General features: G+C 48.4%; 27 protein-coding genes. 22 read left to right on the top strand and 5 right to left on the bottom strand.

The features are described from left to right. Positions 1–12: 12 nt before the first annotated feature. The 7 genes from F569_RS0101375 (at position 13) to mazF (ending at position 4,318) form a co-directional block, all read left to right on the top strand. Positions 13–387, top strand: a complete 375-nt coding sequence (locus F569_RS0101375) for a 6-pyruvoyl trahydropterin synthase family protein (RefSeq protein WP_026940711.1) — start codon at positions 13–15, stop codon at positions 385–387. After that, positions 384–1,109: an SDR family oxidoreductase gene (locus F569_RS0101370; RefSeq protein WP_026940710.1), complete on the top strand. Its 726-nt coding sequence runs from the start codon at positions 384–386 to the stop codon at positions 1,107–1,109. Before F569_RS0101375 ends, F569_RS0101370 begins: the two co-directional genes overlap by 4 nt. A 13-nt stretch (positions 1,110–1,122) precedes the next feature. Then, complete coding sequence (locus tag F569_RS0101365; protein WP_026940709.1) at positions 1,123–1,491, top strand: DUF2237 family protein; 369 nt, start codon at positions 1,123–1,125, stop codon at positions 1,489–1,491. A 115-nt stretch (positions 1,492–1,606) separates the two neighbouring features. Beyond that, complete coding sequence (secG, locus tag F569_RS0101360) at positions 1,607–1,999, top strand: preprotein translocase subunit SecG (RefSeq protein ID WP_026940708.1); 393 nt, start codon at positions 1,607–1,609, stop codon at positions 1,997–1,999. 53 nt (positions 2,000–2,052) lie between these two features. After that, positions 2,053–3,681: a CTP synthase gene (locus F569_RS0101355; protein ID WP_026940707.1), complete on the top strand. Its 1,629-nt coding sequence runs from the start codon at positions 2,053–2,055 to the stop codon at positions 3,679–3,681. Between the two features lie 62 nt (positions 3,682–3,743). Beyond that, a complete protein-coding gene (locus tag F569_RS0101350) occupies positions 3,744–3,989 on the top strand; it encodes an AbrB/MazE/SpoVT family DNA-binding domain-containing protein (protein ID WP_026940706.1) in 246 nt (81 codons plus the stop codon). Beyond that, a complete protein-coding gene (gene mazF, locus F569_RS0101345; RefSeq protein WP_026940705.1) occupies positions 3,989–4,318 on the top strand; it encodes an endoribonuclease MazF in 330 nt (109 codons plus the stop codon). Before F569_RS0101350 ends, mazF begins: the two co-directional genes overlap by 1 nt. Here mazF and erpA read toward each other — a convergent pair. Then, on the bottom strand, positions 4,315–4,653 hold the full coding sequence (erpA, locus tag F569_RS0101340; RefSeq protein WP_026940704.1) for an iron-sulfur cluster insertion protein ErpA: 339 nt from the start codon (positions 4,651–4,653) through the stop codon (positions 4,315–4,317). The genes mazF and erpA overlap by 4 nt on opposite strands. Positions 4,654–4,697: 44 nt before the next feature. Between erpA and F569_RS0101335 the strand changes: the two genes are divergently transcribed. The 12 genes from F569_RS0101335 (at position 4,698) to secF (ending at position 14,973) form a co-directional block, all read left to right on the top strand. After that, positions 4,698–5,888, top strand: coding sequence for a deoxyguanosinetriphosphate triphosphohydrolase (locus tag F569_RS0101335; RefSeq protein WP_026940703.1), 1,191 nt, complete (start codon positions 4,698–4,700; stop codon positions 5,886–5,888). 116 nt (positions 5,889–6,004) lie between these two features. Then, a complete protein-coding gene (locus F569_RS0101330; RefSeq protein ID WP_026940702.1) occupies positions 6,005–6,787 on the top strand; it encodes an SPOR domain-containing protein in 783 nt (260 codons plus the stop codon). A gap of 1 nt (position 6,788) precedes the next feature. Continuing rightward, positions 6,789–7,832, top strand: a complete 1,044-nt coding sequence (nagZ, locus tag F569_RS15950) for a beta-N-acetylhexosaminidase (RefSeq protein ID WP_051279083.1) — start codon at positions 6,789–6,791, stop codon at positions 7,830–7,832. Beyond that, the gene (locus F569_RS0101320) at positions 7,829–8,659 is read left to right on the top strand and encodes a segregation and condensation protein A (protein ID WP_026940701.1); all 831 of its coding nucleotides are present in this window, start codon (positions 7,829–7,831) and stop codon (positions 8,657–8,659) included. The genes nagZ and F569_RS0101320 overlap by 4 nt, the downstream gene beginning before the upstream one ends. Next, the gene (scpB, locus tag F569_RS15945) at positions 8,656–9,405 is read left to right on the top strand and encodes an SMC-Scp complex subunit ScpB (RefSeq protein ID WP_034387032.1); all 750 of its coding nucleotides are present in this window, start codon (positions 8,656–8,658) and stop codon (positions 9,403–9,405) included. Before F569_RS0101320 ends, scpB begins: the two co-directional genes overlap by 4 nt. Positions 9,406–9,485: 80 nt before the next feature. Then, complete coding sequence (gene tatA / locus F569_RS0101310; protein ID WP_026940700.1) at positions 9,486–9,695, top strand: twin-arginine translocase TatA/TatE family subunit; 210 nt, start codon at positions 9,486–9,488, stop codon at positions 9,693–9,695. A gap of 22 nt (positions 9,696–9,717) precedes the next feature. Next, complete coding sequence (gene tatB, locus F569_RS15940) at positions 9,718–10,044, top strand: Sec-independent protein translocase protein TatB (protein ID WP_051279081.1); 327 nt, start codon at positions 9,718–9,720, stop codon at positions 10,042–10,044. Beyond that, on the top strand, positions 10,044–10,865 hold the full coding sequence (gene tatC / locus F569_RS0101300; RefSeq protein WP_026940699.1) for a twin-arginine translocase subunit TatC: 822 nt from the start codon (positions 10,044–10,046) through the stop codon (positions 10,863–10,865). Before tatB ends, tatC begins: the two co-directional genes overlap by 1 nt. An 80-nt stretch (positions 10,866–10,945) precedes the next feature. After that, positions 10,946–11,857 carry a lytic transglycosylase gene (locus tag F569_RS0101295; protein ID WP_162143714.1) on the top strand — a complete coding sequence of 304 codons (912 nt, stop codon included), beginning with the start codon at positions 10,946–10,948 and terminating at the stop codon, positions 11,855–11,857. A 107-nt stretch (positions 11,858–11,964) separates the two neighbouring features. Continuing rightward, positions 11,965–12,300: a preprotein translocase subunit YajC gene (gene yajC, locus F569_RS0101290; protein WP_026940697.1), complete on the top strand. Its 336-nt coding sequence runs from the start codon at positions 11,965–11,967 to the stop codon at positions 12,298–12,300. An 86-nt stretch (positions 12,301–12,386) separates the two neighbouring features. Then, positions 12,387–13,967, top strand: coding sequence for a protein translocase subunit SecD (gene secD, locus F569_RS0101285; protein ID WP_051279079.1), 1,581 nt, complete (start codon positions 12,387–12,389; stop codon positions 13,965–13,967). A 16-nt stretch (positions 13,968–13,983) separates the two neighbouring features. After that, positions 13,984–14,973, top strand: a complete 990-nt coding sequence (gene secF / locus F569_RS0101280) for a protein translocase subunit SecF (protein WP_026940695.1) — start codon at positions 13,984–13,986, stop codon at positions 14,971–14,973. Here secF and F569_RS0101275 read toward each other — a convergent pair. From F569_RS0101275 to F569_RS0101265, 3 genes are read right to left on the bottom strand one after another with little or no spacing between them, the layout of a single operon-like run. After that, on the bottom strand, positions 14,970–15,266 hold the full coding sequence (locus tag F569_RS0101275) for a S24 family peptidase (RefSeq protein ID WP_084168694.1): 297 nt from the start codon (positions 15,264–15,266) through the stop codon (positions 14,970–14,972). The genes secF and F569_RS0101275 overlap by 4 nt on opposite strands. A 2-nt stretch (positions 15,267–15,268) precedes the next feature. After that, positions 15,269–15,760 carry a superoxide dismutase, Ni gene (gene sodN / locus F569_RS0101270; RefSeq protein WP_026940693.1) on the bottom strand — a complete coding sequence of 164 codons (492 nt, stop codon included), beginning with the start codon at positions 15,758–15,760 and terminating at the stop codon, positions 15,269–15,271. 4 nt (positions 15,761–15,764) lie between these two features. Further along, positions 15,765–15,968 carry a hypothetical protein gene (locus F569_RS0101265; protein ID WP_026940692.1) on the bottom strand — a complete coding sequence of 68 codons (204 nt, stop codon included), beginning with the start codon at positions 15,966–15,968 and terminating at the stop codon, positions 15,765–15,767. 105 nt (positions 15,969–16,073) lie between these two features. Between F569_RS0101265 and F569_RS15935 the strand changes: the two genes are divergently transcribed. From F569_RS15935 to F569_RS0101245, 3 genes are read left to right on the top strand one after another with little or no spacing between them, the layout of a single operon-like run. Then, entirely contained in the window at positions 16,074–16,826 is a 753-nt protein-coding gene (locus F569_RS15935; protein ID WP_051279077.1) for a phytoene/squalene synthase family protein, read from the top strand. A gap of 19 nt (positions 16,827–16,845) precedes the next feature. Continuing rightward, positions 16,846–18,477 carry an AbgT family transporter gene (locus tag F569_RS0101250; RefSeq protein ID WP_026940691.1) on the top strand — a complete coding sequence of 544 codons (1,632 nt, stop codon included), beginning with the start codon at positions 16,846–16,848 and terminating at the stop codon, positions 18,475–18,477. 53 nt (positions 18,478–18,530) lie between these two features. After that, complete coding sequence (locus F569_RS0101245; RefSeq protein WP_162143713.1) at positions 18,531–20,246, top strand: DUF4153 domain-containing protein; 1,716 nt, start codon at positions 18,531–18,533, stop codon at positions 20,244–20,246. Here the strand turns inward: F569_RS0101245 and trmFO are convergent. Further along, positions 20,243–21,640, bottom strand: a complete 1,398-nt coding sequence (gene trmFO, locus F569_RS0101240; protein WP_026940689.1) for a methylenetetrahydrofolate--tRNA-(uracil(54)-C(5))-methyltransferase (FADH(2)-oxidizing) TrmFO — start codon at positions 21,638–21,640, stop codon at positions 20,243–20,245. The two genes, F569_RS0101245 and trmFO, sit on opposite strands and share 4 nt — an antisense overlap. Between the last annotated feature and the right edge of the window lie 56 nt (positions 21,641–21,696).

The following is a 21,696-nucleotide window of genomic DNA, read 5'->3' as shown; positions in this document are numbered from 1 at the left end:
ATTGTCATTGATATGGCAAATCTAACCTTTGAAATCGAAAAAGACTTTCAGTTCGAAGCTGCGCATTATTTCGGCCATGCCGACGCTAATGATCTGTTCAAGAAAATTCATGGGCACAGCTTTGCAGGGACAGTTCGCATAGAAGGCGATGCTCAGGAAGAAAAAGGCTGGATCCGCGATCTCTGGAAAATTGAGCAAATCATAAAAGACGTTGTCGCGCCGCTCGATCATTCACTTTTAAATGAGGTGGAGGGATTGGAACAGCCCGCTTTGGAGCAAATTGCTAAATGGATTTTTGAACGCCTTGAGCCGCGCTTGCCTGGGCTGTCCTGCGTTGAAGTGCGTCGTCCCTCTTGCGGGGAGCGGGCGCGCGTCAGGCGCTCATGAGCGGCGCTATTCTCATTACGGGGGCGGGAGCCCGTGTTGGGCGGTATCTTGCAAAGGGTCTAGCCGCCGATGGATGGGCCGTGGCTATACATTACAACCGAAGCAAGTCAGGCGCCGAAAAGCTGGCGTCAGAGATTTCTGACCAAGGCGGCACAGCAGCTATTGTACAAGCTAACCTCTTTGTCCCGCAAGATTTAGAGACGCTTGTAAGCCGCGCGTCCGAGGCCATAGGGCTGCCTTTAACGGCCCTTATCAATAATGCCTCCACCTTCCAGGATGACCGTGCTGAAGATTTCTCCCGAACCAGTTATGATTACCACATGGACATTAACCTGCGGGCTCCACTTAGCTTGTCACAGCAATTATTTAAGCAATTGCCCAACGATAAAAAGGGTAGCATTATCAACATGATAGATCAGCGCGTTCTAAAGCCTGATCCGACATTTTTTACTTATGCGATGTCAAAATCAGCTCTGCACTGGGCAACTAAAACGCTTGCGCAGTCTATGGCGCCCAAAATTCGAGTAAATGCGATTGGACCGGGGCCAACTCTTAAAAACCATATGCAAAGCGATGAAGAATTTGCGCAGGAAGTCCAGTCAACGCTACTGGAAACAGGCTCCCCGCCCGGAAAGCTTTTAGAAGCGGTCCGGTATTTACTATCCGCCTCATCCGTGACTGGGCAAATGATTGCTGTGGACGGTGGGCAGCACCTTTCCTAAATGAGGCTTCTATATGAGTTTTAAGAACAGCCTTAATGTATTGGGCGAGGCTTTGGTTCCTTGCTCCTTTGACCCTTTAACGGGGTGGTTTCGGGATGGATGCTGCGAGACAGGCCCGCATGATCGTGGACGCCATATTGTTTGCGCAGTGATGACAGATGAGTTTTTAGCCTTTTCAAAGGCTTGCGGGAATGATCTCTCCACGCCTGTACCTCAATATAGCTTTCCGGGTTTAAAAGCCGGCGATAAGTGGTGCGTGTGTTTGGACCGCTGGAGGGAGGCATATGCTGCAGGGAAGGCTCCAAAAGTGGTGTTAAAGGCCACGCATCAAGTAGCCCTGGAACGTGTGCCCCTTGAAACCTTTAGAGAATACGCCGCTTAGCTTCCCTGACCGTAAAGTATCACGTCTTGAAAATGCGCATCGGATGCTTAAATAACCCTAGCACGATATAGAATTTTCCGCTAATCCGCGCCCTTACACCGAATAAGAGACCGACATGTCCACTGTATTGCTTATTATCCAACTGATTATCAGCCTGATTTTAACAGGGTTGATTTTGATTCAACGCTCCGAAGGCGGCGCATTAGGTATTGGCGGCGGTGGAGGCGGCGGCCTTATGTCCGGACGTTCTGCAACAAATTCGATTGCGCGTATGACGTGGATTTTGGGGGCTGTGTTTATCGTAAATTGTTTGGCCCTATCTGTTGTTTTCAATATGGAAAACCAGAATACCTCACTAATTGATGATACAAATGCGGTTGCGCCCTTGACGGCACCCGTAGAGTCGCCCGATACGACCAATCCGTTAGCTGCTGAAACTTCGAGCGCGGAAACTCCCACACTCGAGGCGACACCAGAGGTCGCAGAAGAGCCTAAAACAGACGAATAAGCGTCTATTTACAAGCTCGTGACAACTATTGGACGGGCCTGATGGCAAAAGATATGCCAAGATATATTTTTATTACAGGTGGGGTTGTGTCCTCCTTGGGTAAAGGATTGGCCTCTGCTGCGTTAGGGGCTCTTCTCCAGTCGCGAGGGTATAAGGTTCGCCTCCGTAAGCTCGACCCATATCTCAATGTCGATCCCGGTACGATGAGCCCGTATCAGCATGGCGAAGTCTATGTCACGGATGACGGTGCGGAAGCCGATTTGGATTTGGGCCATTATGAGCGTTTTACGGGCGTTTCCGCCGCTCAGGCTGATAACATTACCACAGGCCGAATCTACTCAGACATTATCAGCAAGGAGCGCCGCGGGGATTACTTGGGCGCAACTGTGCAAGTTATCCCTCATGTGACCAACGAAATTAAAGATTTCGTCCTTTCTGATGCTGGAGATGTCGATTTCGTGCTGTGCGAAGTGGGCGGAACTGTTGGCGATATTGAGGGCTTACCATTTTTCGAGGCGCTACGTCAGCTTCGCCAAGAGCTCCCGCTCCGTCAAAGCTGCTATATGCACGTCACGCTCATGCCATACATCGCGGCAGCGGGCGAAATGAAGACTAAACCGACCCAACATAGCGTTAAAGAGCTTCGTTCTATCGGTATTCAGCCTGACATCCTGCTCTGCCGTGCGGACCGCGAAATTGATATGGGCGACCGCCGTAAAATTGCGCGCTTCTGTAACGTGCGCGAAAGCTCTGTGATTCAGGGTCTGGATGCGCGCTCTATTTATGATGTCCCACTCGCCTATCATACCGAAGGCCTCGATAAAGAAGTGCTCATGCATTTCGGAATTGAAGATGCGCCCAAAGCTGATTTGTCACGTTGGGAGCAAATTTCTGAGACGCTGCATAATCCTGACGGCGAAGTCACTGTGGCGGTCGTCGGCAAATATACAGTCCTGCCAGATGCTTATAAGTCCATAACTGAAGCGCTCGTTCATGGCGGTATCGCCAATCAGGTGAAGGTCAAAATCAAATGGCTTGAAGCGGAAGAGTTCGAAAACTCTGATGACCCGAATGTGCTCAAAGGCGTTCACGGCATCCTCGTGCCGGGCGGTTTTGGTGAACGCGGCGCGGAGGGTAAGATTAAAGCGGCGACATTCGCGCGAACGAAACATGTGCCGTATTTTGGTATTTGCTTTGGGATGCAAATGGCCGTTGTCGAAGCGGCGCGAAATATGGCGGGTATTGAGAATGCCAGCTCTTCAGAATTTGGAGAGGGCGGCGAGAATATTGTCGGCCTGATGACCGAATGGACCAAGGGCAATGAGCGCGTAGAGCGCACGGCAGATACCGATTTGGGAGGTACTATGCGCCTGGGGGCCTACCCTGCACGTTTAGTCGAGGGCTCTAAAGTCGCCGAACAATATGGTATGCTAGATATCGAAGAGCGCCACCGTCACCGCTATGAAGTCAATATCGAGTACAAAGACAAACTAGAGGCGGCTGGTCTGTTATTCTCCGGCTTATCCCCCGATGGCGTCCTCCCAGAAATCGTAGAAATCCCCGGCCACCCTTGGTTTATAGGCGTGCAATATCATCCGGAACTGAAGAGTAGACCGTTCGAGCCGCATCCATTGTTTGCGGGATTTGTGAAAGCCGCGCTTGAGCAGAGCCGGATGGTTTAGTTGTATATACAATGTTGACACATTAAGTCGACATGCCTATCTTTCACATCAAGGAGACTTTTATGAAAGCTGTTGTGAAAAAGTGGGGAAATAGTGCGGCGGTTCGCTTACCGGCGGCTATTATGGAAGCCGCCAATCTGGAACTCGATCAAGAGCTTGAAATTCGCGAAGAGGACGGCGTTATTACAATCAAACCTTTGATGGACGAATGCGCCTCGCTGGAAGCTCTTGTCGCTGCTATGACCGAAGAAAACATGCCCGAAGATATGAGTTTTGAGCCTTCTATAGGTGAAGAGTTTGACCTCTGATGGGAGCCTCTTATGTTCCCGAATCCGGAGATATTGTCTGGCTACATTTTTCGCCGCAAGCCGGGCATGAACAAGCGGGACACAGGCCCGCCCTTGTTTTATCACCCGCTATTTATAACAAAAAACGCGGCATGATGATTTGCTGCCCGATGACGAGTAAAATCAAAGGCTATCCGTTTGAAGTCATTATAGGACACGAAAGCGCGGTTCTGTCTGACCAAGTCAAAAGCTTGGATTGGCGAGCCAGAAAGGCAAAACATAAAGGGTCTGTGAGCCCTGCGGAATTGCAGGCTGTTAGGGCGAAGATTAAAGTGCTTTTGGGGCTCTAAATACTAAAACTCGTCCCGCACCCGCACCCTGCCGTTGCATTCGGATTATGTATCTTAAACGCTGAGCCAATCAGCTCATTGGTATAGTCAATTTCTGAGCCCTCCAAGAACTCTAAGCTCATATCGTCAATCACGACTTTTGCACCGTCGCGTTCTAGTACAAGGTCATCGGCGTTGGGTGCATCTGCAAAATCGAATTTATATTGAAAGCCTGAACAGCCGCCGCCTTCGACCGCGACGCGTAGATATTTATCCACGCCTTGTTTGGCCATGATGGCGTTGATTTGCTTAGCCGCATTGGCCGAAAGGGAAACTTGGGTGGCAACTGTTGTCATAAAGTCTATATAAGCGGTGAGTCGGATAAATAAAGGTTTACATAATGGGTAAATTTCCCGCCATTCGCGAACGCGCCATATATGCCTCTGATCCGGTCAAGTGCCGTGGTCGCCGCATCGCGCAGCCTAGCGGGTCTGAGCGTAGTCCGTTTCAGCGCGATAAAGACCGTATTATCCATTCTTCTGCCTTTCGCCGCCTTAAAGGTAAGACGCAAGTCTTCGTCGCCCATGAAGGTGATTATTACCGCACGCGCTTGACGCACAGCCTTGAAGTCTCGCAAATTGCGCGCTCCATTTCGCGGGTTTTGGGACTGGATGAAGATTTGGCCGAATGTCTCGCGCTCGCCCATGATCTTGGTCATCCGCCCTTTGGTCATTCGGGTGAGGATGCGCTTCATGCGGGGATGGAACCCTATGGCGGCTTTGATCATAACGCCAATACGCTGCGCATTGTCGAGCATTTGGAAGGGCGCTACGCGGAATTTGACGGCCTTAACCTGACATGGGAGACGCTGGAAGGTATCGCCAAGCATAATGGCCCTGTGATTAAGAGCGAGGCGGATAAGGCGTCATTGCCTTGGGCTTTGCGTGAGCTAAAGGATTGGGAAGGATTGGAACTCGATACCTATGCCGGACCTGAAGCGCAGGTTGCGGCGCTCGCCGATGATATCGCTTATAATAATCACGATATTGATGATGGTTTAAGGGCAGGGCTCTTTTCCGTAGCGGATATTTGCGAAGTTCCAATGGTGGGTGAGGCCTTTGCTGATGTACGCCGCCGCTATCCTGTCATTTCCGAAGACCGGATGATACATGAGGCCGTGCGGGATATGATTGGCTATATGGTGGCGGATGTACTGGCTGAGACCCGCCGCCGTTTGGCTGACGCTAATCCCAAAAGTGCGGATGAAATTCGCGGGCTGGATCATTCTATCTGCGAGTTTTCTGAAGAGTTTCGCGAGAAAGAATCACCCCTGCGAAAATTCCTCTTTGACAACATGTATCGTCATTACAAAGTGAACCGCATGATGGGACAGGCGAGGCGTGTCGTGCGAGAGCTCTTTGATCTCTTTATTGATGATCCTACACTACTGCCAACTGCGCAGCGTGATAAATGTAATGGGCCCAAGACAGAACAAACCGCACGCGTTGTTTGTGATTATATCGCGGGCATGACGGACAGTTTTGCGATCACCGAACATAAGCAGCTATTTTCAGTGTCAGGCTATCTGTAGAGAAACATTGTAAATATCCGTTAACCCTTCATACCTAAATCTGCCTTATTGCTGTATAACCAAGGGTGCGAATCGGCACCCGAATATATGCTTGCGCAGATTTGCAGGACTGAAACATGACGAATAATGAAAATGACATATTCTCCGCCGCCGGCCGTGCGGATGATGAGCTAACACCTTTTGATGTGCGCGATAGTTCGGGCCGAGCAGGGATAGTTAAGCTCGCTATTGGCTTTGGTTTTTTACTCGCCTTGGCGCTTATCATTTTGAAAGTCTATCAGCCCGGTGTGCGAGACCGAGATGCTCCGCCAAAGATTATTGCGGATAATACGCCTTTTAAAGTTGAGCCGGAAAATGCAGGGGGTGTTGACACTCCTAATCAGGATAAAACTGTTTATGAGGTTATGGACGGGAATACACCCAATGAAGCTGTAACGACTAAACCTGGGGCCGAAACGCCGATTGAACTGCCTAAATCGGCTAATATTAGAGTTGAGCCCGCACCAAGCCGATCTACCGCGGCAAAGCCGAGGCCTGCAGCGCCTAAGCCCAAACCGCAAGCCGCCAACCCTTCTGGCAGCGTAAAGGCGGCAGGGCCCGGTTATGTTAAATCAGCGCCTAACGGCGCCTCAATTCGCACAGGGAATAGTGATTTCGTTGTTCAGGTGGCGTCGGTCAGAACCTCAGCAGCGGCGCAGGAGATTTGGACGAAAACGGAAACGAAGTTCAGTGACGTTATAAATTCGCAAATGTATGCTGATATCAAATTTGCGGATTTGGCCGAAAAGGGCATCTATTACCGCCTTCGTGTTGCGGGGCTTGCAGATAAGACGTCAGCAATCGCGCTCTGCGATAAATTTAAGGCGCGCGGCCAAGCGTGTTTTGTAACGCGGAAATAATGTGAGTGCTCTCGCTGTAATCCTAGGTCTTTCTGGACCAAAACTGACAGCCGCAGAGCGAGTCTTCTTTCGGGATGCTAATCCTTGGGGGTTTATTTTATTCTCCCGCAATGTTGAAACTCCAGAGCAGGTTTACCGCCTAACAGAAGAGTTGCGCGAAGCTGTCGGCAGAAACTGCCTTATTTTTATTGATCAAGAAGGAGGACGCGTTCAGCGCTTAAGGCCTCCGCATTGGCGAAGTTTTCCACCCGGCGCCGCTTTTCAGTATCTATATTCCATGGAAGAGCCTTTGGGAAAAAGGGCGGCATACTTGTCTTACAGACTTATAGCGGATGATTTGCGCAATGTCGGTATCACGGCTGACTGTGCGCCCGTTCTGGATTTGCCGCAAAAATCAGCGGATCCAATCATTTCTGACCGCGCTTTTGGCAATAAAACTGCGCCAATTATTGATATCGCTAATGCCGCAATGGCAGGACTTATGTGCGGCGGTGTCGCGCCTGTTATAAAGCATATTCCGGGGCACGGGCGAGCAACAGTGGACAGTCATAAAGAGCTTCCCAAGATTAAGACTTCAAGGCAGACGCTTGAAAGAACAGATTTTATTCCATTCAGGGCCTTATCTGATGCCCCTATGGCGATGACAGCTCATGCTGTTTATGAGTGTAGTTCACGCTCCGCTGTGACCGTGTCCAAAAAATCCATGACTGAGCTTGTGCGGGCCGCAATTGGCTTTAATGGTCTTGTGATGAGTGATGATCTGGATATGAAGGCGCTTAAAGGGGGGCTTAAGCGCAAAACTGAGCGCGCTTTGGCGGCTGGGTGCGATATTGCGTTGCAGTGTTCAGGGAAATTACCTGATATGGTCAATGTCGCGAAGGGGGCCAAGCTTTTAGACGGGCGTGCTGAAGGTAGGGCGCTTATCGCAGAGCACTGCGCAGATCATATAAAGCCATTTGACCGCGCGAGTGTGGAGCGCGAATTTGATGAGCTGATCTCACTCGTTCCCGAACTCAAACCCACAGCCGAGAGGCTTGCGGGATGAGTGACGACTTTCAAGAAGACCTGAAATTTGAAGCCGCAGATAATGCCGCCGATGAAGGTGAGGGGCTGCTCATTGATATAGATGGATATGAAGGCCCGTTGCATCTCTTGCTTGAACTGGCACGAAAGCAAAAAGTTGATCTGGCGCGGATTTCAATTTTGGAATTGGCAGAACAATATATCGCTTTCATAAAAAATGCGCAGGACCTAAGAATTGAGCTCGCCGCGGATTATTTAGTCATGGCGTCATGGCTAGCTTACCTAAAGTCGCGCCTAATTATTCCCAAAGAGGGAGCTGAAGAGCAATTGCCTGAGGCTGATGAGTTGGCCGCGCACCTTGCCTTTCGCTTACAACGCCTTGAAGCTATGCGCCGCGCGGCAAGCGGATTATTTCGCCTTCCTCAAGAAGGACAAGATGTGTTTAAACGCGGCATGCCTGAAGGGTTACGGTCAAGAACAACGCCGTTATGGAACGCCGAAATCTTTGATATACTTGAGGCTTACGGAACGTCACGCTCCCGTTCAATTATAAAAAACCACAAACTTCCCAAGCCTTTAGTGCTAAGTCTTGAGGGGGCTCGGGCCCGATTGAAAAGAGCTATCATGGCGCTATCTAATGGAAATGATGACTGGACATCTTTGGAAAGCCTGCTTCCAACCGAAGATGAATTTGAAAAAGATATTCCGCTCTCATCGATCAAAGCTAGCTCACTACTCGCGAGTTTGGAGCTAACGAAAGAGGGACATACGGAGCTTCGCCAAACAGGTGCATTTGCTCCCATTTTCGTTCGCACTGTCACCCGCGCCTCAGAAAAGGATCCGTCATGAGTGAAGATCGCGTTGAAAAAGCCGCTGATGGCATTGAGAGTTCCGTTGTGAGCTTAACCGCGCGGCTGCATAGCTCGCCTGATGGAGAGACAATTGAAGCGGATTTGCGTCTATTAGAGGCACTGTTATTCGCAGCTGTTGAGCCCATTGATACAGAAACGTTACGCGAGCGCTTGCCCGAAGAGGCTGATGTCGGCGCTTTATTGGCAAGACTTACACGGGATTATTCAGGCCGCGGTATAAATTTAGTACGGGTTTCCGATCGTTGGCGTTTCCAAACTGCTCTCGATTTAGAACCCCACCTGGTGGATATCAAAGAAGCCCCTCGAAAGCTGTCAAAGGCGGCACTCGAGACACTCGCGATTATTGCTTATCATCAACCTGTAACGAGGGCGGAAATAGAAGATGTGCGGGGAGTCGCGGTTTCGAAAGGTACGATTGATGTTTTGATGGAATTAGGCTGGGTAAGATTGCGTGGTCGCCGTAGAACGCCTGGGCGTCCTGTTACCTACGGAACAACTGAGGCATTTTTAGCGCATTTCAATCTGGAAGACATTTCTGACCTTCCGGGCCGCGAAGATCTTAAAGCTGCAGGACTTCTAGATCCTCGATTGCCTAAAGATTTTGAGATGCCCGAGCCTATGATGCCTGACACGTTGACGAATGAGGAAGATCCGCTAGAAGATGAGGACGATCCAAACTTCTTTGAAGACTTTCTTGAAGAAGACGATGGGGACAGAGCATAATTCTGGCATTAGTAGGGTAATGTCTTCTTGAACCCTTTGACGTGCAGCGCTACATATTCCCTAACTTTAAGGAAAAGATTATGGCTATTGGACCTTGGCAGATTGCTATTATCCTCGTGATTGCAGTGCTTGTATTTGGCGGACGCGGGAAGATATCCGGAATTATGGGTGATTTTGGTAAAGGTATCACATCCTTTAAAAAAGGCCTGAAAGAAGGCGCTGAGGATGTAAAAGATGCGGCTGAAGACGCACTAGACGTGACCCCGCCCAAAGAAAAACAAGAGAAATAACATAAGCCTTTAGGGGCTATTTATGATCCCGCAGTTCGGATTTGCTGAAATTGTTGTGCTAGCCTTGCTTGCGATTATCGTCGTCGGGCCTAAAGACTTGCCTAAGTTGATGCGAACATTGGGCGGATTTATGGCTAAAGTTCGCGCTATGGGGCAAGAGTTTAAAGACGCTTTTGCGGATATGGACGCGGAAGATGAAATCGCCCAAATGCGTAAAGAGATAGAAGAGCTCAAAAATCTGGGAAAACTCGAAAACCTTGTAGGCGACGACGTAACTCAGGAAATGCGTGAGCTCGATGCCGAAATGCGGGACGCCACTGACTTATCTTCTCCGAAAGGTGAGAGCTAATGGGGAAGGCAGAACGCATCGAAAATGATGAGATTGAGGATAGCAAAGCCCCTCTCATGTCGCATTTACTTGAATTGCGCTCGCGGCTTATAAAATGCGTTTTAGCTATTATCATCGGCTGTATTATCTGTATTCCTTTTTTGGATCAGATCGTCCAAGCCCTCATGATTCCTTTCGAAATGGGACTGGAAAGGCATAATAAAACCCTGATAAAAGAGGGAAAGGAAGTTGTAGAGCTAGGCCTCATCGCAACTAATCCGCTTGAAACCTTTTTTGTTCAGGTGAAAATTGCCGTCTTCGGAGGCTTAATATTAGCTTTCCCTGTAATGGCCTATCAGCTCTACCGTTTTGTCGCGCCAGGTCTTTACAAGAACGAAAGAGGCGCTTTTCTACCATATCTCATTCTATCGCCACTATTATTCATTTTAGGAGCTTCGCTTGTATTTTTCTACGTGTTTCCATTTGTCATGGAATTTGCGTTTAATCAGCAATCACTGACGGGCGATGAGACCGTCGAGCTCATGACAAAAATCAGTGATTATATAAAACTATCTATGACGCTGTTTCTGGCCTTCGGATTTTCATTTCAACTTCCTGTCGTGCTGAGCTTGTTGGGACGCGCCGGCATCATATCCTCAGCCGGTCTAAAAAAATCTCGAAAATATGCTTTGTTTGGAATTGCTGTCTTTGCAGCGTTTGTGACCCCTCCAGACCCTATCACGCAAATCGTTCTGGGCGGTGCAATATATCTTTTATATGAAGTGTCTATTTTTTCCGTTTCTCTTTTAGAAAAAAAGTCAGAAGTAGAGGCTTCGCCGTAAATTCTCTCTGTCTAAAATTAGCCAAACATTAACTATAAGCCGTCATGCTCTTCGCAAACAATATCAGCGAGGAGATTACCATGGCTGCAAAAAAGATATTACTACTGACGGCAGTGGCGACCCTAATAAGCGTACCCGCATTAGCTCAAGTCCAAACAACTGAAACCGACCCACGTTTCATGCCGCGCGTATACGGAAGTACGGCCATCACGGGTGCTGATTATGGGCAGGGCGCTACCACAACGTATCAAAACGCTCCTGTGGATACGGTGCGTATTGAAGCGCCAATGACGCAAAGTGTTCAGCCAATAATATCCGCGCCGATTACTTATTCGGATAGCGGCGTTATTAAAGCCCAGCACTTCAAGCAGGGAGACTTAACGGCTGCTGAATATGAAGCCCTGTTAGCTGAGGCAGACCGCGTCAGAGCTTATCAGATCACAAATGAGAGCTACTCTTCATCATCATATAATGCACCATCTTATGAAATTGAACTTTTTGAAACTGCAACAGCACCCGCACAAGGTGATATCGTTTACGCGGAAACAAAGCCAATAACGTCCTTTGACAACAGTTACGCCGCAGCTTCTCATACTGTTGTGAAGGGTGACACACTCTACAATATCTCTAGGCGTTATGCTGTTTCAGTGAGCGACCTGAAGTCTGTAAATGGTCTAAGCGATAATATTATCAGTTTAGGTCAATTGCTGACTGTGCCTGGCGCAGCAAACACGATGAATCAAAACAGCTATACGGCACCAGCCGCTACAACGTGGTCTGATTCCTCGGCTACACTGTTCACGGCTGTTGAGCCCGCAAAGACTGTAGCGTCGGATGTTTATGCTGTTCTTCCAAAGGATACGTTATACTCAATTTCCCGCCGAGCTTGTGTCAAAGTTGGTGACGTTATCGCTATAAATGGCATTTCAGACCCATCATCGCTGCAGCCGGGACAGCGCCTGACAATGCCGACCGGTCATTGTTTGAACTAATATGTGACAAACAGTTATGATTTACGGTCTTTGCCGTTGCATATGAATATTACGCCCCTATATAGGCTCAAAGCCTTATTAGGGGCGTCGTCTTTTAGGGGAACATAATGTTGTCATTGATTATGCAAGCTGCGCCGGCAAATGGCGGAATGGCTCAAGCTATGGGGTCATTTTTACCAATCCTTCTCATAGGTGTTATTTTTTACTTTCTTCTTATCCGCCCTCAAAACCAGCGCATGAAGGCGCATCGGCAGATGTTGTCTGAGGTAACGCGCGGTGATACGATTGTTACAAATGGCGGGCTTGTCGGTAAAGTCAAAAAAGTGACTGATGATGAACTCACAGTTGATTTTAACGGTAATGATATGAAAGTGGTGCGCACGATGTTGGCGGATGTTCGTAACAAAACAGCTCCCGCAAATGATACAGGTAAGAAGAAATAATTCGATTCCTTTAACCCGCTACTGAACGGATAACGCCCATGCTATTTTTCTCAAAATGGAAAATTACCCTGATTTTAGGGGCGTTAATGCTGGGTTTTTTCTTTGCTCTCCCTAATGCGCTTCCAGCAGATACCCGTGCTAAAATGCCGGGTATGTTTCAACGCACGATTAATCTTGGGCTCGATTTGCAGGGCGGGGCGCATATGCTTCTTGAAGTGGATCTAACGAGCGTTCTTGAGCAAGCCCTTGAAAACGAAAAAGAAACAATTCGGCAAGAGTTTCGCGAAGCTGATCGGTTGCGAACGGAAACAATTCGTGTCGATAGTGAGAATGACGCCGTTATTGTACGTTTGCGCGACGCCGCTGATAGTGACCGGGCCTTCGCCTTACTTCGTGACCTGTCAAAGCCCGTCGATCCCACGAGCATTTCTCAAGACAAAACCACTCGTGTTGAAAAATTAAGTGAAAAAGACTTCCGCGTTACAATCACCGAAGCCAATATTGCGGATATTCAAAAGCGGACTATTGCGCAGTCTATGAATGTTTTGCGCCGCCGTATTGATCCACAGGGCACGACTGAAATGACAATCGCGCCTGAAGGTGATGATCGTATATTGCTTCAAATTCCTGGGGCAAAAAACGTAGATGATATTAAAAGCGTCATTAATAAAACTGCGAACTTATCATTCAACATGGTTCGTAAAGAAAGCAATAATGAAGCCGCTATGGAGCTTGCGAGGAGACCTGGCTCGCTAAGTAAAGTGCCTCCCGGGGCCGCATTCTATCCAGAAGAGCAGGGCGGCGGACTTATCGTTGAGCGTCGGACAAAAATCACAGGTGAGTGTCTTAAGACCTCAAGTGAAGGTCTGCATCCGGAAGGCAACTATCCGATAGTCAACTTTACTTTTAATATTCGTTGTGCGCGTTTGTTTGGAGATTTGACACAAAAGAACATTGGGCAGCGTTTTGCCGTTGTCCTTGATGGTGTGATCATCACGGCGCCCCGGATCAATGGCGCTATCACAGGCGGGTCTGGCTTTATTGAAGGTAGCTTTACACTCGAGAGTGCGCGTGAGTTATCCCTTCTTCTCAATGCGGGTGCATTACCTGCAAAGCTCGTAATCGTAGAAGAACGCACAGTCGGTCCGGGGCTAGGACAAGATTCGATTAATGCAGGTAAAATTGCCTCTATGATTGGACTGGCTGGTGTGGGCTTGTTCATGTGGCTTTCATACGGACTGCGCTTTGGCACAATTGCTAATATTGCCCTCACGACAAATATCATCCTTATTGCGGGGGCTCTATCACTTATGGGCTCAACGCTTACGCTCCCCGGTATCGCGGGTATTATTCTGACTATTGGTATGGCGGTTGATGCTAATGTTCTCATCTTTGAGCGTATTCGAGAAGAAGCCCATCTGGGACGACCACCCGTAAACGCGATTGAAACGGGGTATCGCCGCTCTCTGGCTCCAATTTTGGATGCCAATATTACGACTTTGATTGCCGCTGTTACGCTTTACTTTGTCGGATCGGGTCCTGTGCGAGGATTTGCGGTGACGCTCGCCATTGGTATCGTGATGTCCGTCTTTACAGCGGTTGTTGTAGCCCGCTTAATTACGGCGACATGGCTTCGCCGTAAACGCCCCAAAACATTGCCGATTTAGGGAAAAGAGAAACGCTATGAAAGATATTTCCCTCGTAAAAATTCTGCCGATTGAACCCAAGGTTCCTTTTATCAGCATGCGAAAAATTGCAGCTGTTCTTTCAGTTCTCGCAATTATTGCTTCTATTTTCTTGTTCACACAACGCGGATTGAATTATGGAATCGATTTTACGGGAGGAACTGTGATTGAAATCGATACAGGCAGTGAGCCGGATCTTGCCAAAATTCGAACAGTTATTAGTGATGCTGGATTTCCCGGCGCCTCGGTTCAGGGTATCGCCCCTGATGCCTCAAGCACGTTGGATCACGATTATGTCCGTATTGGTATTCCGCTCCAACCTGAGACGGAAGAAACAGGCGCGCAAGCGCAACAAATTGCCATGAAAACAGCCCAAGATGCGCTTGTCGCAAATATTGACGGTTTTGATGGGCCGCAGGATATTCGTAGCCAAGAAGCTGTGGGGTCAGCTGTTTCGGGTGAGCTTCGCACGAAAGGAGCACTTGCTGTCGGCCTCGCGCTCCTCATGGTACTGGCTTATATTTGGTTTCGCTTTGAGTGGCAGTTTGGTCTCGGCGCTGTGATTGCGCTTTTCCATGATGTTATTCTGACTATTGGCGTTTTCTCGCTCACACAGATTGAATTTAACCTCTCCATTATTGCGGCTATCCTTACTATTGTCGGGTACTCCCTCAACGATACAGTTATTGTTTATGACCGTATTCGGGAAAATCTTCGTAAATATAAGAAGATGCCTTTGCCTGAAGTGTTGAATTTATCTATAAATGACACGCTTTCACGTACGATCTTGACGTCGATGACAACGCTCTTGGCACTTGTTTCTCTCTATATCTTAGGCGGTGAAGGGCTGCGCGGCTTCTCATTCGCGATGATTTGGGGCGTTTTCGTTGGTACCTACTCATCCATCTTCGTGGCCTCGCCATTACTATTGCTTCTTAAGCTTAAGCGTGGCGTGAATACAGGGAATACTGACGCGGCAGTCGCTTAGGGTTTGCGAAAACCCTTCGGCCCAATAATGCCTATGACTTGACCTATGACACGGTCATACTCTACCGCCCCGATAATGCTGCTAGGCGTAGAGTTTTTAGGACTGTCACCAATAAAGTACAGCTTATCGTGCTCGGTATTTTGTAACCGCTTTATGATCCGCCCCAAATCACTATGCTCTATCACATAAATAAGCCCCGCCTGATATCGGCGAGGCTTTTTTGTTATGACATAGTCGCCATCCTCAAGGGTAGGCGACATGGACTGGCCCGTAACTTTTACGAGCTTGAGCATAATTATAGGTCTGGAATAACCACATCAACATTAGGGGCATAAGGACAAGGCGCAGTTTTCGTCTTGATGCCTTTCATATCCCAGAACATTTCTGAAAACTCATTGCAGAGCGCAACAAGTTTCTCGCCGTATTCGCGGTGAAGGTCTTGCTTACAGGCTGAACCTGCAACCATGATGCTGTGCGCAAGAGCGTGTGCATTTGGATGCTTTTCAAGCTTATCGCCTTTCATAAAGTCACCCCAAATAACGCGGACTTCATGTTTTGTGTGTTCAGCTTGCTTTTCTTTTTCTGCCGTGTTTCTCGCCACTTGCATCGCAAAAGCCGTTTCTGACAGACCTTTGTCTTTCAGGCTTAAGAGAATATCGATTTGGCGAAGCGTTGATACAGCGTGATACATAACAGTGCGCGCGTCATAGATACCGCAAGGAATATCGCAATGTGCTGAGGCTTCGTCGATAGAGCTATCAAATTTAGAAAGTAGTGTGTGTAACATAGACTTAGGCCTTTTTCTTCATAGCTTTGTAGATAAGCGCAGACAAAACAACGCCGCCAATTACAGCAAAGAGGCTGTGTGTGGGGCTAGACAGCCAATGCATAGCCGTTGCAACGAAGCCGTGGGAGTGTTCGCCGTTATGGGCGAGGGCAGGGGCTGAGGCAGCTAAAGCCGCCATGACGCCCAAAACAGTTTTGGTTGAAGTCATTATAAAGTCCTCTCAAATGATTTTTGTAATCTTAACGGCATCACAGGCTTGCGCAAGCAGCCGACAACTTTAATACGGGGATAGTCATAAAAAGTTGTCAAAAACATGCTCTCAGCGCCCACATTAGACCAGTTGAAATCTGTTGACCCTGACAGGCTGCGTGCGGCTGTGTTTGCAGATGAAGAGGGTCGAGAGCGCTTAGAGTTGCTTTATGCGTTTCACTATGAGCTTGCCAAGGTCCCTGAATTGGTGAGTGAACCTATGATTGGTCAGATAAGATATCAGTGGTGGCGTGATGCGGTTGCAGAGATTTATGAGGGCGGAACCGTAAGGCAACATGAAATAACGACGCCGTTGGCGAGAGTTTTAAAAGGCTATGATGTGCCGCGCTTTTGGGTTGATCGCCTCATTGACGGAAGAGAGCGGGATTTAGACCCGCGCCCTTTTGCTAATCTGGACGAGGCGAAGGCGTATTGCCGTCAAACCTCTGGTATATTGATGCAAATCGCCGTAAAAATACTCGGGTCAGAGCCTGATGATGCGGTCCTCGCTGCGGGAGAGGCCTGGGGATTGACGGGCTTGGCCCGCGCTTATGGGTATTATCAAAATGGGATGCTAAGCCAAATCGATTTTAAGGAGTTATGTTTAGCGGCTAGAGACAGCCGAAATGAAGCTCATAAAGGACTAAAGTCGATCCCTAATGAAGCGTTTCCGGCTGTGGCCTATGCGGCCCTGGTTCCAAAGTTTCTATCACGTTTACTAAGCTCCAAGCACGACCCAAAAACAATGACGATAACTTATGGGCCTTTGATGAAACAACTTCGTTTACTTGGCGCGGCAATTCGCGGTAACATATAAAAAAAGACAGGGGAGTCGCATGACTGACGCAATAACACAGCCAATACAAAAAGGCTTTCTGGGGTGGGTGGAGCGCACAGGTAACAAGTTACCTGATCCGGTCTTTATTTTCTTTTATCTCATTTTATTTCTTGTGGTGATCTCGCTGATCGTTGCATTTTTTGGCGGCTCTGCCACATTAAGCGAAGATGTGTTACGCGGTATGCCCGATAGTCAAAAAGCCCGCTTTTCTATCGGGGCCGACGGCGTCATACCTGCAAAAAGCCTCTTAGCGGCAGAAAATATTTCTCGTCTTTGGGTCGATATGCCAAAGACTTTCACACATTTTCATCCGTTAGGCTATGTCTTGGTCGTGATGCTGGGTGCCGGTGTGGCTGAACGCTCAGGACTTTTTGCAAGTGCGATGCGCTCAGCTGTTCGAAATGCCCCGGCATTTTTGCTTACACCCGTTGTGGCTCTCGTCGCTATGGTAGGTAATCACGCTGCGGATGCGGCTTATGTCGTTCTTATTCCGCTTGCGGGTGTCTTATTCGCCAGTGCCGGGCGCCACCCCTTAGCAGGTATAGCGGCGGCTTTCGCAGGTGTCTCAGGCGGTTTCTCCGCAAATGTGGCACCAGGCCAACTCGACGCGCTTCTTTACGGTATCACCGAAGAAGCCGGCGAAATTTTGGTGGCGGGTTATGATGCGAATATCGCTGGCAACACCTTCTTCATTATGGCGTTATTGGTGATCTACCTTCCGCTTATCTGGTTCGTAACGGATAAAATCATAGAGCCGCGCCTCGGTAAATGGGTCGCGGAAGGCGAGAATGCGAGCTATGCCGAAGAAGATAAACCGCTTACGGACGCGCAGCGCAAAGGTCTGCGTTGGGCTGGGCTCGCGGTCTTGGGCACGGTCGCACTATGGGCCTTTATGACGCTTGGACCTGATACGCCGCTGATTGACGAAACAGCTTGTCCTGCAGATGTTGCAGCAGCGGGGGAGTGTAATACTATTGCGAATTACTCGCCCTTCTTCAAATCCTTAGTCGCGGGCTTCTTGGTGCTCTTTCTCGCCTCAGGTTGGGCTTATGGTAAAGCTGCGGGAACAATTAAAGACCACCGCGACCTTGTGGATATGATGGCCGAAGCTATGAAAGATATGGGTTACTATCTTGTTCTCGCCTTTGCAGCGGCTCACTTTGTGGCGATGTTTGGATGGTCTAACTTAGGCCTTATCTCCGCCGTTCATGGAGCTAACGCAATTGAGTCGTCTGGACTTCCATTACCAATTTTGCTTGGTCTTATTGTTCTTTTCTCGGCCCTCATAAATTTATTTGTTGGGTCAGCTTCTGCGAAATGGGCGTTGCTCGCCCCAGTCATGGTGCCTATGTTGATGCTTCTTGGGATTAGTCCCGATGGGGCAACAGCCGTTTATCGTGTCGGAGATGGTGCCACAAATATCATCACCCCGCTGATGGTTTATTTCCCGCTTATCCTTGTGTTCGCCAAACGATGGCAAAAGGATTTTGGTTTGGGTAGCTTGACCGCCATGATGATACCATATTCGATCTGGATGCTCATCACAGGCGTCATCCTTGTTGTGGCTTGGGCCTATCTCGGCTTGCCATTAGGGCCAGGCGCTCCAATGGCTTACACTCTGCCGGGATAGTGAAATCAGGCCTTAAAAGATGGGTGGGCCGCATAACTAATGTAAACGCGGTCTTGACCCGTTTTCCAGTTGCCGTCGCCCTAATGGCGATCTTTACGGTTATCATAATTATCTTTGATAATTTTGGTAATCGTGAACCACTTGGCCGCATGCTCGCAGGTCTTATTGTTGGGGCGTATCTCTCATTTTGCGTCACGATCGCGCGCGAAACACAGGGTAAATCACCCGCAATTGTTCTTCAGATTATTATCGCTTTAATTTGCGCTAGTCTTGCATGGTTCTCTGAAGAGCTCCGTATAAACCTGCCTATGGCGATAGGGGCGGTCTTGCTTATCCTTGGAAACATGGTGCTTTGGCGCAAATCTCGCGATAATCTTCATGTATGGGACTTTACACATAAAATTTGGACAGGCGCTGTCTTTGCCACAGTGGGGTCTGTGATATTTACTGTGGGCGTATTTGCTATTGGCGCCGCAATGAAATCTCTTTTTGGTGTCAATATGAACGACCTTATCGAGCACCTGATACTCCCTTTAGGTTTAGGCTTTTTGGCACCGCTTTATTGGCTCTCAACGGCGCCGCGCGTTGATGAGAGTTATCAAGAACTACATGATAATCCGGGTTTTGTGTCAAAGGCTGTGGCATTTATGGGGACTTGGTTGCTTTCGCCACTGACACTCATATATGCCCTTATATTGATCGCTTACGGGATAAATATTATTGTCGCCGGGAGTCTGCCCAAAGGCGAAATCGCTCAGCTTACGACGCCCTTTTTATTAGTGGGGACTTTGACTTGGCTTGTTTTAGAACCGCCTTTCATTCGCACAAAAGCTCTCGCCAAACTCTTTCGTAGCCTATGGTTCCCACTCTCAATTCCTGCAGCTCTTATGCTCGCAATATCTGTTGGTGTTCGTATCACAGAATATGGGTTCACACCTGAACGTATTGCTCTGCTGCTAGCTGTTATATGGGCTATAGGATTGGGAATCTGGTTCTCATTCGGCCCAAAAGCTAAGCGTGACATCAGGCTCATTCCCGGAACGGCTGCGATATTATTATTTTTAGGCACTTTCTTTTCCGGGCTTTTGTCAGTCCAAAATCAAAAATCACGTGCAGTTTCAGGCTTGATAGAAGCAGGTGTAATGACAAATGAAGGCGTAGTCAGAAACAAGGATGATATAACGATTGATAATCTTCAGGCTGCCAAAAAGGCCAAAGGAAGCTTAACTTACTTGATACGGCAAGATGAAGATAAAGTTTTGAGGTCATTATTCAGCGGGGCTAAAAATGTTCCTGCATTTCAAAAGTTCAACACGGCCGATATATTTGAGAGATTAAACCTTGATGATGTTGTTCTAGATAGCCGTTATAACAGCGGGAGATCTATTATATATGACACTAAGAATTCAATCGACATCTCAGGGTTTCAGCAACTTCACGGTCGATATAGTTTTTATGCCGCAAATAATGATAACGCCCGGCAAATTGCAATATTTAACGATGTACAAATAAGCAGTAATGGGAGCATCATCAGCTTTTCTCAAAACGGCAACTCTATCGCTGAGTTTGATGTTCAAGCGTATGTGTCTGACTTGCAAATTATAAAGGATAGATTCATTCTCGACGACCCAAGCATCGTGATTTTAAATTCCGAGGATAAGAAGATAAACTTAATTATTCATAGTCTGAATATGTGGAAAGTTACCAATGATGAAGATCCCAAGACGAATATTAATTTAGATTTTTCTATCCTTACAACCGGCTTTTAAGCGGCGACCCAACCTTCAATATCCCTTAAGGCGCGCTGTGCAAAATGACGTTTCCGAAAGCGTGTTTTTTCTTTTCCGCGAATATTTTTCCCATTTTCATCCTTGTAAATCAGGCCCTCGATTGGAGGGAAGAGGCCGAAATTCACATTCATGGGTTGGAATTTGGCTTTTGGTCCTGTCATGTAACCACCAGTGACGTGTTCCACAAGTGAGCCCATGGCCGTAGTGAGGGGCGGAACGGGATATTCATTCCCTACCGCCTGCGCAGCCGCCATGCGCCCGGTGATTAGACCAAGAGCCGCGGATTCGACATAGCCTTCCACGCCCATAATCTGACCCGCAAAACGAATATCAGGACAAGATTTTAGCTGGAGTTGTTTATTCAGAAGTTTTGGAGAATTGATAAAAGTGTTCCGGTGTATTCCGCCGAGCCTCGCGAAGACTGCATTTTCAAGTCCAGGAATGGCTTTGAAGATTTCGGCTTGAGCGCCATACTTCATTTTGGTTTGAAATCCGACCATATTGTAGAGGGTGCCGAGGGCATTATCCTGACGGAGTTGTACTATCGCATGAGCCTTAACAGTCGGGTTATGCTTATTCGTTAGGCCAACAGGTTTCATTGGCCCCCAGCGCAATGTCTCTGCTCCGCGCGCCGCCATGACTTCGATGGGTAGGCAACTTTCAAAGTAAGGCGTGTCTTTCTCAAAGTCTTTAAACTCAGTTTGGTCGGAGTTCACCAATGCCTCAATGAAAGTTTCATATTGGTCTTTATCTAGTGGACAATTGATGTAATCCGCACCGTCTCCGCCGGGGCCTTTTTTGTCATAGCGCGATTGCATCCAAGCCTTGGAAAAATCGATAGAGTCTTTGTAAACAATCGGGGCGATGGCATCGAAAAAAGCGAGGCTGTCTTCACCCGTTTCTTTTAAGATGGCGTCAGCCAGAGATGGCGCTGTGAGAGGGCCTGTGGCTATGATTGTATTTCTCCACTCTTTGGGCGGCAGCCCTTTGACCTCGCCATATTCAATTGTGACTAGAGGGTGTTGTTGTAATATCGTCGTGACCGCATCGGAAAAGGCCTCGCGGTCAACGGCTAGCGCACCTCCGGCGGGTAACTTCGTCATATCGCCCATGCCCATAATGAGGCTATCACTCTTGCGCATTTCCTCATGCAAGACGCCAACTGCATTTCCGGTTTTATCGTCTGAGCGGAAAGAGTTGGAACAGACGAGTTCTGCAAAACCGTCACTTTGATGCGCATCCGTCATACGTTCAGGCCGCATTTCGTGAAGGATAACAGGCACACCGTTGCGAACGCACTGCCAAGCCGCTTCAGAGCCAGCCATTCCCGCGCCGATGATGTGAACAGGTTTTGTTGTTGAGGCTTTGATCATGACACGCGATGTAGGGGAGAGACACCGATAAAACAAGCGATTCACACGTTCATACC

The organism is Hellea balneolensis DSM 19091 (assembly GCF_000428525.1).
GTDB classification, from domain to species: domain Bacteria; phylum Pseudomonadota; class Alphaproteobacteria; order Caulobacterales; family Maricaulaceae; genus Hellea; species Hellea balneolensis.
Note: the sequence above shows the minus strand (reverse complement) of the source record. Positions and strands in the feature narration are given on the sequence as shown.

Coding starts and splice junctions, on each gene's coding strand:
- F569_RS0101375 (WP_026940711.1), top strand. CDS start 13: ATGGCAAATCTAACCTTTGAAATCGAAAAAGACTTTCAGTTCGAAGCT.
- F569_RS0101320 (WP_026940701.1), top strand. CDS start 7,829: ATGAGTGACGACTTTCAAGAAGACCTGAAATTTGAAGCCGCAGATAAT.
- F569_RS0101250 (WP_026940691.1), top strand. CDS start 16,846: ATGACTGACGCAATAACACAGCCAATACAAAAAGGCTTTCTGGGGTGG.
- secG (WP_026940708.1), top strand. CDS start 1,607: ATGTCCACTGTATTGCTTATTATCCAACTGATTATCAGCCTGATTTTA.
- F569_RS0101330 (WP_026940702.1), top strand. CDS start 6,005: ATGACGAATAATGAAAATGACATATTCTCCGCCGCCGGCCGTGCGGAT.
- erpA (WP_026940704.1), bottom strand. CDS start 4,653: ATGACAACAGTTGCCACCCAAGTTTCCCTTTCGGCCAATGCGGCTAAG.
- tatB (WP_051279081.1), top strand. CDS start 9,718: ATGATCCCGCAGTTCGGATTTGCTGAAATTGTTGTGCTAGCCTTGCTT.
- F569_RS0101365 (WP_026940709.1), top strand. CDS start 1,123: ATGAGTTTTAAGAACAGCCTTAATGTATTGGGCGAGGCTTTGGTTCCT.
- F569_RS0101350 (WP_026940706.1), top strand. CDS start 3,744: ATGAAAGCTGTTGTGAAAAAGTGGGGAAATAGTGCGGCGGTTCGCTTA.
- sodN (WP_026940693.1), bottom strand. CDS start 15,760: ATGTTACACACACTACTTTCTAAATTTGATAGCTCTATCGACGAAGCC.
- scpB (WP_034387032.1), top strand. CDS start 8,656: ATGAGTGAAGATCGCGTTGAAAAAGCCGCTGATGGCATTGAGAGTTCC.
- secD (WP_051279079.1), top strand. CDS start 12,387: ATGCTGGGTTTTTTCTTTGCTCTCCCTAATGCGCTTCCAGCAGATACC.
- tatC (WP_026940699.1), top strand. CDS start 10,044: ATGGGGAAGGCAGAACGCATCGAAAATGATGAGATTGAGGATAGCAAA.
- F569_RS15935 (WP_051279077.1), top strand. CDS start 16,074: ATGCTCTCAGCGCCCACATTAGACCAGTTGAAATCTGTTGACCCTGAC.
- secF (WP_026940695.1), top strand. CDS start 13,984: ATGAAAGATATTTCCCTCGTAAAAATTCTGCCGATTGAACCCAAGGTT.
- yajC (WP_026940697.1), top strand. CDS start 11,965: ATGTTGTCATTGATTATGCAAGCTGCGCCGGCAAATGGCGGAATGGCT.
- tatA (WP_026940700.1), top strand. CDS start 9,486: ATGGCTATTGGACCTTGGCAGATTGCTATTATCCTCGTGATTGCAGTG.
- trmFO (WP_026940689.1), bottom strand. CDS start 21,640: ATGATCAAAGCCTCAACAACAAAACCTGTTCACATCATCGGCGCGGGA.
- F569_RS0101265 (WP_026940692.1), bottom strand. CDS start 15,968: ATGACTTCAACCAAAACTGTTTTGGGCGTCATGGCGGCTTTAGCTGCC.
- mazF (WP_026940705.1), top strand. CDS start 3,989: ATGGGAGCCTCTTATGTTCCCGAATCCGGAGATATTGTCTGGCTACAT.
- F569_RS0101355 (WP_026940707.1), top strand. CDS start 2,053: ATGCCAAGATATATTTTTATTACAGGTGGGGTTGTGTCCTCCTTGGGT.
- F569_RS0101295 (WP_162143714.1), top strand. CDS start 10,946: ATGGCTGCAAAAAAGATATTACTACTGACGGCAGTGGCGACCCTAATA.
- F569_RS0101275 (WP_084168694.1), bottom strand. CDS start 15,266: ATGCTCAAGCTCGTAAAAGTTACGGGCCAGTCCATGTCGCCTACCCTT.
- F569_RS0101335 (WP_026940703.1), top strand. CDS start 4,698: ATGGGTAAATTTCCCGCCATTCGCGAACGCGCCATATATGCCTCTGAT.
- F569_RS0101370 (WP_026940710.1), top strand. CDS start 384: ATGAGCGGCGCTATTCTCATTACGGGGGCGGGAGCCCGTGTTGGGCGG.